The 13875-nt window shown below is 62.6% G+C and carries 11 protein-coding genes; 5 read left to right on the top strand and 6 right to left on the bottom strand.

Annotation, left to right across the window (positions count from 1 at the left end; translation table 11 throughout):
* Nucleotides 1-61 precede the first annotated feature (61 nt).
* Nucleotides 62-304 carry a hypothetical protein gene (locus RBA41_RS10900; protein ID WP_306623695.1) on the top strand — a complete coding sequence of 81 codons (243 nt, stop codon included), beginning with the start codon at nucleotides 62-64 and terminating at the stop codon, nucleotides 302-304.
* A gap of 156 nt (nucleotides 305-460) precedes the next feature.
* Here RBA41_RS10900 and RBA41_RS10905 read toward each other — a convergent pair whose 3' ends face one another.
* The 5 genes from RBA41_RS10905 to RBA41_RS10925 form a co-directional block, all read right to left on the bottom strand.
* Nucleotides 461-1120: a GNAT family N-acetyltransferase gene (locus RBA41_RS10905; RefSeq protein WP_306623696.1), complete on the bottom strand. Its 660-nt coding sequence runs from the start codon at nucleotides 1118-1120 to the stop codon at nucleotides 461-463.
* Nucleotides 1121-1237: 117 nt separating this feature from the next.
* Nucleotides 1238-3910 (bottom strand): DNA topoisomerase III, encoded by a 2673-nt coding sequence (locus tag RBA41_RS10910; RefSeq protein ID WP_306623699.1) that lies wholly within the window; start codon nucleotides 3908-3910, stop codon nucleotides 1238-1240.
* Nucleotides 3911-4168: 258 nt separating this feature from the next.
* Nucleotides 4169-4633, bottom strand: coding sequence for a Smg family protein (locus RBA41_RS10915; protein WP_099874256.1), 465 nt, complete (start codon nucleotides 4631-4633; stop codon nucleotides 4169-4171).
* A 66-nt stretch (nucleotides 4634-4699) separates the two neighbouring features.
* Complete coding sequence (gene dprA / locus RBA41_RS10920) at nucleotides 4700-5830, bottom strand: DNA-processing protein DprA (protein WP_306623700.1); 1131 nt, start codon at nucleotides 5828-5830, stop codon at nucleotides 4700-4702.
* A gap of 7 nt (nucleotides 5831-5837) precedes the next feature.
* Nucleotides 5838-6941 (bottom strand): LysM peptidoglycan-binding domain-containing protein, encoded by a 1104-nt coding sequence (locus RBA41_RS10925; RefSeq protein ID WP_306623701.1) that lies wholly within the window; start codon nucleotides 6939-6941, stop codon nucleotides 5838-5840.
* Between the two features lie 283 nt (nucleotides 6942-7224).
* Here RBA41_RS10925 and def point away from each other — a divergent pair, with 283 nt between their 5' ends.
* Both def and fmt read left to right on the top strand, forming a co-directional pair.
* Entirely contained in the window at nucleotides 7225-7767 is a 543-nt protein-coding gene (gene def, locus RBA41_RS10930; protein WP_306623702.1) for a peptide deformylase, read from the top strand.
* A 267-nt stretch (nucleotides 7768-8034) separates the two neighbouring features.
* Nucleotides 8035-8991, top strand: a complete 957-nt coding sequence (fmt, locus tag RBA41_RS10935; RefSeq protein WP_306623703.1) for a methionyl-tRNA formyltransferase — start codon at nucleotides 8035-8037, stop codon at nucleotides 8989-8991.
* A gap of 14 nt (nucleotides 8992-9005) precedes the next feature.
* Here fmt and RBA41_RS10940 read toward each other — a convergent pair whose 3' ends face one another.
* Nucleotides 9006-9242, bottom strand: coding sequence for a BrnA antitoxin family protein (locus tag RBA41_RS10940; protein WP_306623704.1), 237 nt, complete (start codon nucleotides 9240-9242; stop codon nucleotides 9006-9008).
* 261 nt (nucleotides 9243-9503) lie between these two features.
* On the opposite strand from RBA41_RS10940, the gene metH reads away from it, so the two are divergent.
* Nucleotides 9504-13262 carry a methionine synthase gene (gene metH, locus RBA41_RS10945; RefSeq protein ID WP_306623829.1) on the top strand — a complete coding sequence of 1253 codons (3759 nt, stop codon included), beginning with the start codon at nucleotides 9504-9506 and terminating at the stop codon, nucleotides 13260-13262.
* A gap of 194 nt (nucleotides 13263-13456) precedes the next feature.
* Nucleotides 13457-13825 carry an SPW repeat protein gene (locus RBA41_RS10950; RefSeq protein ID WP_306623705.1) on the top strand — a complete coding sequence of 123 codons (369 nt, stop codon included), beginning with the start codon at nucleotides 13457-13459 and terminating at the stop codon, nucleotides 13823-13825.
* Nucleotides 13826-13875: the final 50 nt, after the last annotated feature.

Consider the following 13875-nt stretch of genomic DNA (forward strand, 5'->3'; position numbering starts at 1 on the left):
CAACGCACGTGCTCAATCAAAAAGACAATGCATACCGTTAACGCGTATAACTGGAGTATTTATGACGTTTCTCACCAGCCAACAAGCATACCTCGCCATGTTTGCTTTCTTAGAGGAAGAATTTAAGCTTACTGGGTCAGATGAGATTGGCAGCCTTTTAGGTGGAATGTCATTGCTCGCCAATGGGGACCCCGTGGACTTGGCAGTTATAGAACAGTGGAATTTGGCCGTTCAGGTTGCACTTACTGGAGAAGTAGATGCAAATTTTAGAATTTTGAGCGCAGACAGCGAACCTTCCAAATGAAGTCTATCCAACGTGCTGCAACCGATGGGACGACCGCGGCGGCAAACCGGCGATCAACTCGTCAAGCACGGCCTTGGCGCGGAACAAAGCCATGCTGCGACGAGGGAGGCGAAATCGGCGTCGAATGCGAGCACGGTCGGTCTGAAACGCCAGCCGCTACAGCGATGGGGCCGGAAGCACGGCCGTGGAATACGGTGCCAGCACGCGCCAGCCCAGGGAGAGGTACAGCGCGCGTCCGGCCTCGGTGGCGACAAGCAGGCGCTCTGTCGTTCCGGCTTGTTCGGCCACGGCGTCGAGCGCGATCATCAGCGCGCGGGCAAGGCCCTTTCTGCGATGAGACTCGACGGTTTCGATGCGGTCGAATACGGCGGTTCCTTTGTTCAGCGCCACGCGCCCTATTGCCGCCGTCTGCCCCGCCGCGTCAAGCAGGCGGATAAGGGATGCTCCATTTTCCTCTTCCATTCTGGCCGTGTAGCCTGCTGGCGGTGCGGCTGATGCGGATATCGGCGTCGACCGGCACATGAGATAGTGGGGAGCTTCGATCGTCCAGCGGTCGGGAAGCGCGCGGCGCATGTGATCGGGATCGACCGCTGCCTTCAGATAGACGAAGGGCTCGTGGATGCGGGATGCACATTCTTGAAGCGCTTCACCTGCATCCACAAAGACGTGACGGCGCAACTGGTCGGGCCAACCGACGTCCACTGCCAATCCTCCCCCGTGGTGCCTGGGAAGCGGCACTCCGCGGGCCAGGCTCCAGCCAGTCAGCCAGCGTTCAAGAAGGCTCAAATCGACGTTTATGAATTGCGTCTCCAACATGATGATGGGTGCCAGGCCTGACAAACGAACACGGGCCCGGCCATAAAAGCCGCAATGCGGTTTCTACAGACGGGCCCGTGTCCGCATGCCAGACCTGGCACCAAGCGGTACAGCGGATTATTCTTCCGCGACAGCTTTCTTGACAGCGGCTTTCTTCGCTGCCGGTTTCTTGGCTGCAGCCTTCTTGGCAGGCGCCTTCTTGGCCGCCGCTTTCTTGGCCGGTGCGGCTTTCTTCGCCGTGGCCGGTGCCGCCTCGTCGCCCTCGGGATCGGCTACCGCCGCAGCCTTGCCCTTGGCCGGTGCTTTCGCCTTGCGCTCCTCGAACTCGAAGCTGATCTTGCCATCCTTGCCCTTGACCAGGAAAGCCTTGAACGGACGGCGCGTACGCTGCGATACAAAGCCCGGCATCAGATCGGTCTTGCCATCGTTGAGCAGCTTGACCATTTGCTCAGGCAAAATTTCCTGCTGCAAGATGATGCGGCCGCTGCGGAAATCGCACGTCTTCGGCTTGGCCACGCTGTGCTCGCACACATACGCCAGGCCCATCTCGAACACGCCGGCGGCGCATTTCGGGCACGGTCCGAGCGCGGTCTGGCCGGTGAAGTCGACGCCTTCGCCATCTTCGCCGCCTTCATCGTTCTGGCCGAAATCGAACTCCAGCTTGCAATTCTTGATGTCTTCATCGCGCACGATGCGCAGAATCGCGGCAAACGGACGCCCCATCTTCGAGCGGAAGCCCTGCATCGGGCCGATCGTGCGTTTTTCCAGCAACTCTTCAACTTCGGCAATCTCGAACTGGCGGCTGCCAGGCGTCTTGCTCATGTTGAATTCGCACTTGGTGCAGGCGAAACGGCGATAGTTTTCCTTGACCACGCCACCGCAGTTCGGGCACGGCGTGTGCAGGGTGGCGTAGTCGCCGGGAATGGTGTCGTTGTTGTATTCCTTGGCGCGCTTGACGATGATCTGCGTCATCTGGGCAATTTCACGCATGAACTCATCACGCGAAATCTTGCCCTTCTCCATTTGCGACAGCTTGTATTCCCATTCGCCCGTCAGTTCCGGCGCGGTCAGTTCGTTCACGCCGAGGCCGCGCAGCAAGGTCATCAGTTGCGATGCCTTGGCGGTCGGAATCAGTTCACGCCCTTCGCGCAGCAGGTAGCGCTCGCCCAGCAAGCCTTCGATGATGGCCGCGCGCGTCGCTGGCGTGCCCAGGCCCTTGCCGGCCATGGCGTCGCGCAGTTCATCGTCGTCGATCAGCTTGCCGGCGCCTTCCATGGCCGACAGCAAGGTCGCTTCCGAGTAGCGTGCGGGCGGCTTGGTGACCAGGGCGTTCGGGCTGACTTTTTCGGTCTGCACTTTTTCGCCCTTGGCCACGGGAACCAGGTTGCCGCCGGTGTTGTCGTCCTTGTCGCTGTCGGTCGACGCTTCCTTGCCGTAGATCGCCAGCCAGCCCGGATTGGTCATGACCTTGCCTTCAGTCTTGAACTGGTGGCCGGACACTTCGGTAAAGCGGGTGGTGACCTGGAATTCCGCAGGCGGGAAGAACACGGCCATGAAGCGGCGCGTGACCAGGTCGTACAGCTTCTGTTCCGGCTCCGACAGATTCTTCGGCGCCAGCGTGGTCGGGATGATCGCGAAGTGATCCGAGATCTTGGTGTTGTCGAAGATGCGCTTGTTCGGCTTGACCCAGCCCTTGTCGGTGATCTGCTTGGCGAACTGGTGGTAGTTATTGTTTTCCGCCAGGCTCACCATGGTGTCCTTGACGGTGCTGACATAGTCTTCCGGCAGATGGCGCGAATCGGTACGCGGGTACGTCAATACCTTGTGCTTTTCGTACAGCGCCTGGGCCAGGCCGAGCGTGTTCTTGGCCGAAAAGCCGAAACGGCCGTTGGCTTCGCGCTGCAGGCTGGTCAGGTCGAACAGGGCCGGCGCCATCGAGGTGGTCGGCTTCGATTCTTCCGTTACATTGCCCTGGCGGCCCTTGCAGGCCATGGCGATGCTGTCGGCCGCTGCCTTGCTCCACAGGCGCTCGGGGCGCTTCTCGGGGTCGTTCTCGTCCTTCTTGAAGGCCTGGTCGAGCCAGCGCCCTTCGTACACGCCGGCGGCGCACACGAACTCGGCGCGCACTTCCCAGTAATCGCGCGAGATGAATTTCTTGATCTTGTCTTCGCGCTCGACCACGATCGACAGGGTCGGCGTCTGCACGCGGCCCACGGTGGTCAGGTAGAAGCCGCCTTCCTTCGAGTTGAAGGCGGTCATGGCGCGGGTGCCGTTGATGCCGATCAGCCAGTCCGCTTCCGAACGGCAGCGCGCGGCGTCGGCCAGCGGCAGCATTTCTTCGTCGCTGCGCAGTTGCGTGAAGCCGTCGCGGATCGCACCCGGCGTCATCGATTGCAGCCACAGGCGCTTGATCGGCTGCTTGGCCTTGGCGTTCTGCGCGATCAGGCGGAAAATCAGCTCGCCCTCGCGCCCGGCATCGCATGCGTTGATGAGCTGGGTGACATCCTTGCGCTTGATCAGCTTGTTGAGCACCTTCAGGCGTGCCTCGGTCTTGGCGATCGGGTTGAGCGCGAAATACGGGGGAATCATGGGCAGGTGGGCGAAGCTCCACTTGCCGCGCTTGACGTCGTGCTCTTCCGGCACCGCGATTTCCAGCAGGTGGCCGACGGCCGACGACAGGACATATTCGTCCGATTCGAAGTACTCATCGTGCTTGGTGAAGCCGCCCAGCGTCTTGGCGATATCGTTCGCGACGGAGGGCTTCTCGGCGATGATGAGGGTTTTGGTCATAGGTTTTCTCGTCGTACTATATTAAGTGGTTCGGCCCGCGCATCATACATGCTTGACCGCAGCAGACAGCATTTTGCCAGCCTGATATCGAAATTGTAACAAACCGATAGAGCGGCCAATGATAAGCGGGTTGTCGGGAAATCCGCAAGTAGCCACTGCATGCCAAAGGCCACAATCTTGCCGGCAGTGGGGGAAAAGCGTTGCGTGGAAGGGAAAACGGGCGCGCCACCGGCTTGATACGGGCGGCGCGGGCCGGACTCAATGCAGCAGGCGGGGAGCCTGCTCGTCGTCGGAGCCGAACAGGTCGTCGAACATCAGCGCGTCCGGTTCCTTGCCCTGGCTCCACAGCAGCATCAGCACGATAATCTTGAGCTTGCCCAGGCCCACCGGCGACTCTTCCAGCGCCAATGCGCGCTCGATGACGATTTCGCGCTGCACAGGGCTGAGCACGCTCGCGCTTTCGAGGAACTGGATGAAGCCGACCGCGGCACTGCCGAGCGCATCGTATTCTTGCTGCACGTAAAAGCGGGTGCCGCTGGAGGTGAACGACAGATTGGTCTCGTCGCCCGCCATTTCGGTCAGGTCGGTCAGCCACACGAGCGCTTCCGAGATCTCGACATCGTCGAAACCGACAGCGGACAGTTTACGCGCCAGCGCGGCCGGCTCGGGGCAGGCATCGGGGCGGTAGTACGTCTCGTAAAGGTAGACAAGGATATCGAACATGGCTCTACTCTATCAGTTAAGCTCGCTTGGGCACAAGCCCCGTCCGTGCGCCCCTTGCGCGCTTGCTTACCGCTTTACGCGCTGGAACAATCCGCCCGGCAATCGTTCGAGATGACCGGCAAGTTCCAGTGCCAGCAGCTGGCCCGCCAGCGTGCCCGGGTCGCTGCCGGTCAGCGCGGCCAGCGCATCGGCGCCGCTCGGTTCGTACTCCAGCGCGTCGAGCAGCGCCAGCTGGCCGGCGTCGCGGATGGCTGTCGCCGGCGCCGCCACGTCCAGGGTGGCCAGCGGCGCCACCCGCAGTGGAATCAGGATGTCGTCGACGCAGTCGACCAGGGTGGCGCCGTCGCGGATCAGGCTATGGCACCCCTTCGACAGCGGAGAATGGATCGAACCGGGAATGGCGAACACGTCGCGCCCCTGCTCGGCCGCCAGCCTGGCGGTGATCAGCGAACCCGAGCCGGCGGCGGCCTCGACCACCAGCACGGCGCAGCACATGCCGCTGATCAGGCGGTTGCGGCGCGGGAAGTTGCCGGGCGAAGGACCGGTGCCGAGTGGGTACTCACTGACGATGCACCCCTCTTCGGCGATGCGCCTGGCCAAGGCTTCATTGCGGCGCGGATAGATGCGGTCGGCCCCGGTGCCGGTCACGGCCACGGTCGAACCCGAACCGCGCAAGCCGCCATCGTGGGCGGCGGCATCGATGCCCAGCGCCAGCCCGGACACGATGGTCAGGCCGGCGCCGCTGAGCGCACTGGCGAAGGCGCGCGCATTGGCCGCGCCCTGCCCGGTGGCATTGCGGCTGCCGACCACGGCCACCGCCGGCGCCGACAGCAGCTCGGCGCGGCCGGCGGCGTACAGCAGCAGGGGCGGCATGGCCAGTGCGCGCAGCAGCGGCGGGAAATCGGGATGGTCGGGCGTGAGAAGATGGTGACCGGGCTGGGCCAGCCAGTCGCGCACGGTGTCGAGGTAGGCGGCGCAGGCGTGCGGCATGGGGTCGCACAGGGCGCGCGCAACGCTGTCGGAGACCAGCTCGCGCAAGGCAAGATGGGAAGCGGAAAAGATGGACTGCGGGGTGCCGAAGCGGGAAAGCAGGCGCTGCGCCGTACCGGGCCCCACGCCCGGGGTCTGCTCCAGGCGTACCCAGGCAGCCAGGCGTTCGGCCTGGCTGGCGGGGTTGGCGGGGTCCGTGTCTTGCACGGCGGTTTTACTCCGGTGATCTGGCCACGTCGCCGACTTCCACCGGCTCGGTTACCTGCATGATCAAGCCGTACGAGACGCGCTTGAACGTGCGGAAGATGAACAGGGTGCCGGACTGTTCGTCAGGCAGCTTGATCGTCGGTTTCGTGGTACGAAGGATGCCCGTTTTCTTGGCACCCGGGTCGACCACACGTTTGCCCAGATTGTACAACTGGAGAACGGTGCCGACATCGACGCCGTCAAGCGTGCCGCGGTTAATGCTGACCACCTGGTTCTGGCCGGCATGGGTCACGCCCGAATATACGCCCATGACGCGCGCTTCGACCTTTTGATCGGGCGGGTGCGGCATGTAGTTGCGCATGACGGTCGGCGGCGCCGGAATCAAGAGGTCGCCCACGCCGATTTCCTGCTTGGACGTGGCCACCACGAAGGTGTGCACGTCGACGCCCGGCTTGGCTTCGGCAAACAGCTTGGCCGTGCCCAGGTACACCGCTTCATAAGCGACCAGCTTGCCGTTTTCCGGATCTTTCAGCGGAGTGCCCGGACGGAACACCTGGAACGAGCTGCCGCCCTTGAGGTTGCCGCGAACGTAAATCTTGTCGTCCTTGCCGAGGTAGACATGGCCTTCCTGGGCCGCGGCGATGCGCGGCGAGCCCTTGAGCTCGTCGGCGTCGACGATCAGCGGCTGCGACAGGAACGGCTCGATCACGCCCGACGGAATGGCCTGGATCGCATCCTTGCCCAAACCTTCGGTACGCACCTGGGGCGACAGGCGCAGCACGCCATTGGCGCTGCCCGAGCCATCGCCGCTACCCGGACGGGACAGCGACAAGCGGTTGTTTTTGCGGTCGAAGTAGATCACCTGCCCCGGATAAATCCAGTGCGGGTTGCGGATCTCTTCCTTGTTCAGTCCCCATACCTGGGGCCAGCACCATGGGTGCTCCAGAAACTTGCCGGAAATATCCCACAAGGTGTCGCCCTTGACCACCAGATGCTGGTCAGGGGCATTGGGCCGGAATTCGCAGGTGGCCGCTTGGGTCGGGGCTGCGAGCAGTCCCGCAAAAAGCGCCACAACCGCTACGCGGACGCCGACTGTGCTAAAATTTTTCATTGAGATGTCCGTAAAGTGCGGCATTAACACGGAATTGCTAGCTGGACACGTCACCTTGCCAGCCACAGCGCAAGAGACAGCGCGATTTAACGCTACCCTATCGACGATATCGATGATAAGGCTTGCCGAACTGGATCAAATTCTGCACATAAATCCTTGAACTAGCAAGAAAAACCATGCTCAACCCGGTTGTGGGTCTGTTGTGTTTTTGTTGTGTTTTAGAATTCTTATGCGTATGAGCACTTGAAATTATCACCGAATTGTTATCGAAATTACTAGACCTATGGCAATACTGAATATTCTCCGCTACCCTGACGCGCGCCTCCACAAGGTTGCCAAGCCGGTCACCGAATTCGGCGAGCGCATCACCAGACTGGTGGCCGACATGGCCGAGACCATGTACGACGCGCCCGGCGTGGGCCTGGCCGCGAGCCAGGTTGACGTGCACGAGCAACTGATCATCGTCGATACGTCCGAGACCAAGGACGACCTGCGCGTGTTCATCAATCCCAAGATCGTCTGGGCAAGCGCCGAGAAGCAAGTTTACGATGAAGGCTGCCTGTCGGTGCCAGGCATTTACGACGGTGTGGAGCGCCCTGCCCAGATCAAGGTCAGCGCGCTCGATGCCGAAGGCAAGCCGTTCGAGCTGAGCGCGGATGGCTTGATGGCGGTGTGCATCCAGCACGAAATGGACCATTTGATGGGCAAGGTGTTCGTGGAATACCTGTCGCCGCTCAAGCGCAACCGGATCAAGGCCAAGATGCTCAAGGAAGAGCGCGGGATGGAACGCGAAGCGGCGCTGCGGGCATCGGGCCGCCGGCACTGATTGCAGGCTGCCGGCAGCGGGCGGTACGCTGTCAGTACCAGTTGACAGACCGTTAGTCACCCGCCGTCGCACGGCGCGCGCCGCCCGTCACATTTAAAGCCGTCGTTCCCGCCTTCGCGGGAACGACGGCTTTTAGCGTTACTGCCAGTTTTTAGCGTTGCTGCCGGTGTTAGCCTTGCTGCCGGTTTTTAGCGTTACCGCCTGTTATAGCGTTGCGCTCCACATACAGTCGCTTTGTACTTTGAACTGTTTTAACCCAGGAATCCCATGAAAATCATCTTTGCCGGCACGCCGGAGTTCGCCGCCGTCGCCCTCCAGGCCCTCCATGTTGCCGGCTTCGAGATTCCACTCGTCCTGACCCAGCCCGACCGCCCCGCCGGCCGCGGCATGCAGCTGCATGCCTCCGCCGTCAAGCAATTCGCCCTGGCCCACGACATCGAGGTCCTGCAGCCGCTTTCCCTGCGCCTCGACAGCAAGGACCCGGAACGCGCCGCCCAGGCCGCCGCGGCCCACGCGCGCCTGCTGGCCACCGACTACGACGTGATGGTGGTTGCCGCCTACGGCCTGATCCTGCCGCGCAGCACCCTCGACATCAAGCCCTGCATCAACATCCATGGCTCCCTGCTGCCGCGCTGGCGCGGCGCCGCGCCGATCCACCGCGCCATCGAAACGGGCGACCTTGAAACCGGCGTGACCATCATGGAAATGGAAGAAGGCCTCGACACCGGCCCCATGCTGCTCATGGAACGGGTGCCGATCCTGCCGGGCGACACCACCGCCAGCCTGCACGACACCCTGGCGGCCCTGGGCGCACGCATGATCGTGGACGCCCTGCGCGCGCGCGCGGCCGGCACCCTGCACCCGGTGCCCCAGCCCGACGCGGGCGTGACCTACGCGGCCAAGATCAGCAAGGAGGAAGCCGCACTCGACTTTTCCCTGTCCTCGGCCGAACTGGGCCGCAAGGTCCGCGCCTTCAACCCCTTCCCCGGCGCCCACGCCGAGGTCAATGGCGTGATCATCAAGATCTGGGGCGCCGAAGCGCTCGACGCCGGCAGCGACGCCGCTCCCGGCCAGATCCTGGCCGCCGATGCCCAGCACGGCATCGTGGTCGCCTGCAAACACGGCACCCTGCGCCTGACGGAACTGCAAAAACCCGGCGGCAAGCGTCTGCCTGCGGCCGAGTTTCTCAAGGGATTCCCTCTGGAAGGGCTCAGCCTCGACTGAGCCCTTGCGCCAGCTTACTGAGCCGCGTCGCGCTCAGCCTGCTGCGCTTCCATATGTTCACGCAGGATCTGGTTGATGCGGGTCTGGTAGCCGGGACCCGCGGCCTTGAACCATTTGAGCATGTCGACGTCGAGGCGGATCGTGACGATCTGCTTGAGCGGTGCGGCAACTGGCGGGCGCTGCACGGTGCTGGCGTCACCCTGCTGCATGGATACTGGCTCGGACCAGCTGGTTTGAAAATCATCGTTCATTTATGTATTCCCCGTAAAGACGCACTGCGGCGTCATCGGAGCGATTGTCGTTTGCCCATGTAACGCAAAGATTGCAGACACGCTACATTTTGTATCATCTTGTATCAAGCCGGTATTTAAATACAAAACGATACAAAGCGAACTGATCATTAAGCCTCCGGAAAACCAAAAGGGCACGATGACGTATAATTTTAGACCCGGTCCCGGCCGGCTCCTGACCCGCCCAACGAAAGCACACCCATGACTACCGCCCATCCCGCCATGTCCAAGACTGAAACCCGGCTGCGCGACATCCTGTCGCGCCGGATCATGATTCTCGATGGCGCGATGGGCACCATCATCCAGCAGTACAAACTCGATGAAGCGGCCTACCGCGGCGGACCAGGCGGGCGCTTTGCCGATTTTGCCGCCCCGGCCGGGAGCGGCGCGCGCGAGCTGTTCGTCAAGGGCAACAATGAATTGCTGACCCTGACCCAGCCGCACATCATCCAGGAAATCCACGAGCGCTACCTGGCCGCCGGCGCCGACCTGATCGAAACGAACACCTTCGGCGCCACCACCATCGCCCAGGACGACTATCACATGGGCCACCTGGCCTACGAGATGAACGTGGCCGCCGCCAGGCTGGCACGCGCCGCCTGCGACAAGTACAGCACCCCGGACAAGCCGCGTTTCGTCGCCGGCGCGCTCGGACCGACCCCGAAAACGGCCTCGATCTCGCCCGACGTCAACGACCCGGCCGCGCGCAACGTGACGTTCGACCAGCTGGTCGCCGCCTACCACCAGCAGGTGGGTGGCTTGGTCGAAGGCGGCTCCGACGTGCTGCTGGTCGAAACCATCTTCGACACCCTCAACTGCAAGGCGGCGCTGTTCGCGATCGACCTGTATTTCACCGAACACCCGGCCATCGAACGCCTGCCGATCATGATTTCCGGGACCGTCACCGACGCCTCGGGGCGCATCTTGTCGGGCCAGACCGTGCCCGCCTTCTGGAACTCGGTACGCCACGCCAAGCCGCTCACCATTGGCCTGAACTGCGCCCTGGGCGCGGCCCTGATGCGCCCCTACGCCGAAGAACTGTCGCAGATCGCCGACACCTTTGTGTGCATCTACCCGAACGCCGGCCTGCCCAACCCGATGAGCGACACCGGCTTCGATGAACTGCCGCTTGACACCTCGTCGCTGCTGCGCGAATTCGCCGACAGCGGCTTTATCAACATCGCCGGCGGCTGCTGCGGCACCACGCCCGACCACATCAAGGCGATTGCCGACATGCTGGCCACGACCAGCCCGCGCGCGATCCCGGAAATTCCGGTGGCGCAGCGCCTGTCGGGCCTGGAACCGTTCACCATCGACGAGAACTCTCTTTTTGTGAACGTCGGCGAGCGCACCAACGTGACCGGCTCGAAAGCCTTCGCGCGCATGATTTTGAATGAGCAGTACGACGAAGCGCTGTCGGTGGCGCGCCAGCAGGTGGAAAACGGCGCCCAGGTCATCGACATCAACATGGACGAGGCGATGCTCGACTCGAAGGCGGCGATGGAACGCTTCCTGAACCTGATCGCCTCCGAGCCGGACATTTCGCGCGTGCCGATCATGATCGACTCGTCCAAGTGGTCGGTGATCGAAGCGGGCCTCAAATGCGTGCAGGGCAAGGCCATCGTCAATTCCATCTCGATGAAGGAAGGCGAGGAAGAATTCATCCGCCAGGCGCGCCTGTGCCGCCGCTACGGCGCCGCCGTGATCGTGATGGCCTTCGACGAACAGGGCCAGGCCGACACCTTCGCGCGCAAGACCGACATCTGCGCGCGCGCCTACAAGGTGCTCACCGAGCAGGTGGGCTTCCCGCCGGAAGACATCATCTTCGACCCGAACATCTTCGCGATTGCCACTGGCATCGAAGAACACAATAACTACGCGGTCGACTTCATCAACGCCACGCGCTGGATCAAGGATAACCTGCCGCACGCGAAAATTTCGGGCGGCGTCTCGAACGTGTCGTTCAGCTTCCGCGGCAACGACCCGGCGCGCGAAGCGATCCACACCGTGTTCCTGTACCACGCCATCAAGGCCGGCATGACCATGGGGATCGTCAACGCCGGCATGATGGGCGTGTACGACGACATCGCCCCTGAATTGCGCGAGCGCGTCGAAGACGTGGTGCTCAACCGCCGGATCGATTCGACCGAACGCATGATCGAGATTGCCGGCACCCTGAAAGCCGGCGACAAGCAGGACGTGCAGACCCTGGCCTGGCGCGAAGGCACGGTGCAGCAGCGCCTCTCGCACGCGCTGGTGCACGGCATCACCCAGTGGATCGTCGAAGACACCGAAGAAGCGCGCCAGGAACTGCTGCACAACGGCGGCCGCCCGATCCACGTGATCGAAGGCCCGCTGATGGACGGCATGAACGTGGTCGGCGACCTGTTCGGACAAGGCAAAATGTTCCTGCCGCAGGTGGTCAAGTCGGCGCGCGTGATGAAGCAGGCCGTGGCCCACCTGATTCCCTTCATCGAAGAAGAAAAACTGCTGGAAGAAAAACGCACCGGCATCGTCGCCAAACCGAAGGGCAAGATCGTCATCGCCACCGTCAAGGGCGACGTGCACGACATCGGCAAGAACATCGTCTCGGTGGTCCTGCAGTGTAATAACTTCGAGGTCGTGAACATGGGCGTCATGGTCCCCTGCTCCGAGATCCTGGCGCGCGCCAAGGTCGAAAACGCCGACATGATCGGCCTGTCGGGCCTGATCACGCCGTCGTTGGAAGAAATGGCGCACGTGGCCAAGGAAATGCAGCGCGACCCGCACTTCCGCATGCTCAAGATCCCGCTCCTGATCGGCGGCGCCACCACCAGCCGCGCCCACACGGCGGTGAAGATCGCCCACAATTACGAGGGCCCGGTGGTGTACGTGCCGGACGCATCGCGTTCGGTGTCGGTGGCGCAGTCGCTGCTCACGCCGGAAAGCCGCGACCAGTACATCGAAGACATCGCCCAGGATTATGTGCGCATCCGCGCGCAGCACGCCAACAAGAAGGCGCTGCCGATCTTGCCCCTTGGCGCCGCGCGCGCCAACAAGATGGCGCTGGCGTTCGAGCCGGTGCGGCCGAAATTCATCGGGCGGCGCGAATTCAAGAACGTCGACCTGGGCACGCTGGCCAGGTATATCGACTGGGGTCCGTTCTTCCAGACCTGGGACCTGGCCGGCCCCTTCCCCGCGATCCTGACCGACGAGGTGGTCGGCGAAGCGGCGTCGAAGGTCTTCGAGGAAGGCCAGGCGCTGCTCAAGAAAATCATCGAAGGACGCTGGCTGAGCGCCAATGGCGTCATTTCGCTGCTGCCGGCCAATAGCGTGAACGACGACGATATCGAGGTCTATACCGACGACACGCGCGCCACCGTGGCATTCACGTATTACGGCTTGCGCCAGCAGGGCGTCAAGCCGCTGGTCGATGGCGTGCAGCGGCCGAACCAGTGCCTGGCCGATTTTATCGCGCCAAAGGCGTCGGGCATCAAGGATTATATCGGCATGTTTGCGGTGACCAGCGGGCTGGGAATTGAAAAGTACGAAAAGCGCTTTGAAGATGCGCACGACGATTATTCGTCGATCATGCTCAAGTCGCTGGCCGACCGCCTGGCCGAAGCGTTCGCCGAATATATGCACGAACGGGTGCGCACCGATCTGTGGGGTTATGCGGTGGGCGAGAATCTGTCGAATGAAGACATGATCGCCGAGCGCTATGCCGGTATTCGTCCGGCGCCCGGTTATCCGGCGTGTCCGGAGCATACGGTGAAAGCCGATATGTTCAAGGTATTGCAGGCGCAGGAAATCGGCATGGAACTGACCGAGTCGTTCGCCATGTTCCCGGGCGCGGCGGTATCGGGATTCTATTTCGCCCATCCGGAAGCGAAGTATTTCGTGGTCGGAAAGATCGGCGAAGACCAGTTGAACGATATGGTCAAGCGCCGTGGCGTGCCGAAAGAAGACCTGGAACGCTGGCTGGCGCCGAATTTGTCGTAAAGCGCAGCGTCCTCCACCGTCGTCGCCCCCGCCGGGGGCCGCCTTGGCGCGGGAAGTCGTTTCTGCCGGTGGCGGAAACGACATGGCGTGAACTTTTCCCCGTTTTTCCTGCCTAACTCCCTGTCAGCCGGGGAGTATCGGCGCATCTCCCCGGTCATGCTTTTCCGCGCCGCACATCGCGTTCAGGAGGCAATATGAAAATCCAACGCTCCGCCAGGCGGTGGCAGGATCAGGCGATCCTGCTGCTCGGTCTCTGGCTGTTCGTTTCACCCTGGGTGCTGGCCTACCCCGCCGACACCCCGCAGGCCATGAATGCCTGGATCGCGGGCGCGGTCATCGCCGTGCTCGCCGCGTTCGACCTGTACAAAACCTACGTCTGGGCGGTCGTCGTCAACCTGCTCGCGGGCGTGTGGGTGGCCGTCTCGCCATGGATTCCGGCCGTGGCCGACCGCGGGCCCATGATGAGCAACAGCCTCATCGTGGGCATCGCCGTCGTCATCCTGGCCTTGTGGGAGTTGCGCAGCGATCCCGACCTGCACAAGCAATGGGCGGGCGGCACCTAACCGGGGCCCGGCCCGCGCTTGCAAGCCTGTTGCGGCAGATGAAAGCTGCA

It is taken from the genome of Massilia scottii, from assembly GCF_030846495.1.
Lineage (GTDB): Bacteria > Pseudomonadota > Gammaproteobacteria > Burkholderiales > Burkholderiaceae_D > Telluria_A > Telluria_A violaceinigra.

Bases quoted from the DNA above. Each gene is read 5' to 3' on its own strand.
- RBA41_RS10940 (WP_306623704.1), bottom strand. From the start codon at position 9,242: ATGAACGATGATTTTCAAACCAGCTGGTCCGAGCCAGTATCCATGCAG.
- metH (WP_306623829.1), top strand. From the start codon at position 9,504: ATGTCCAAGACTGAAACCCGGCTGCGCGACATCCTGTCGCGCCGGATC.
- fmt (WP_306623703.1), top strand. From the start codon at position 8,035: ATGAAAATCATCTTTGCCGGCACGCCGGAGTTCGCCGCCGTCGCCCTC.
- RBA41_RS10925 (WP_306623701.1), bottom strand. From the start codon at position 6,941: ATGAAAAATTTTAGCACAGTCGGCGTCCGCGTAGCGGTTGTGGCGCTT.
- RBA41_RS10905 (WP_306623696.1), bottom strand. From the start codon at position 1,120: ATGTTGGAGACGCAATTCATAAACGTCGATTTGAGCCTTCTTGAACGC.
- RBA41_RS10950 (WP_306623705.1), top strand. From the start codon at position 13,457: ATGAAAATCCAACGCTCCGCCAGGCGGTGGCAGGATCAGGCGATCCTG.
- def (WP_306623702.1), top strand. From the start codon at position 7,225: ATGGCAATACTGAATATTCTCCGCTACCCTGACGCGCGCCTCCACAAG.
- RBA41_RS10900 (WP_306623695.1), top strand. From the start codon at position 62: ATGACGTTTCTCACCAGCCAACAAGCATACCTCGCCATGTTTGCTTTC.
- RBA41_RS10915 (WP_099874256.1), bottom strand. From the start codon at position 4,633: ATGTTCGATATCCTTGTCTACCTTTACGAGACGTACTACCGCCCCGAT.
- RBA41_RS10910 (WP_306623699.1), bottom strand. From the start codon at position 3,910: ATGACCAAAACCCTCATCATCGCCGAGAAGCCCTCCGTCGCGAACGAT.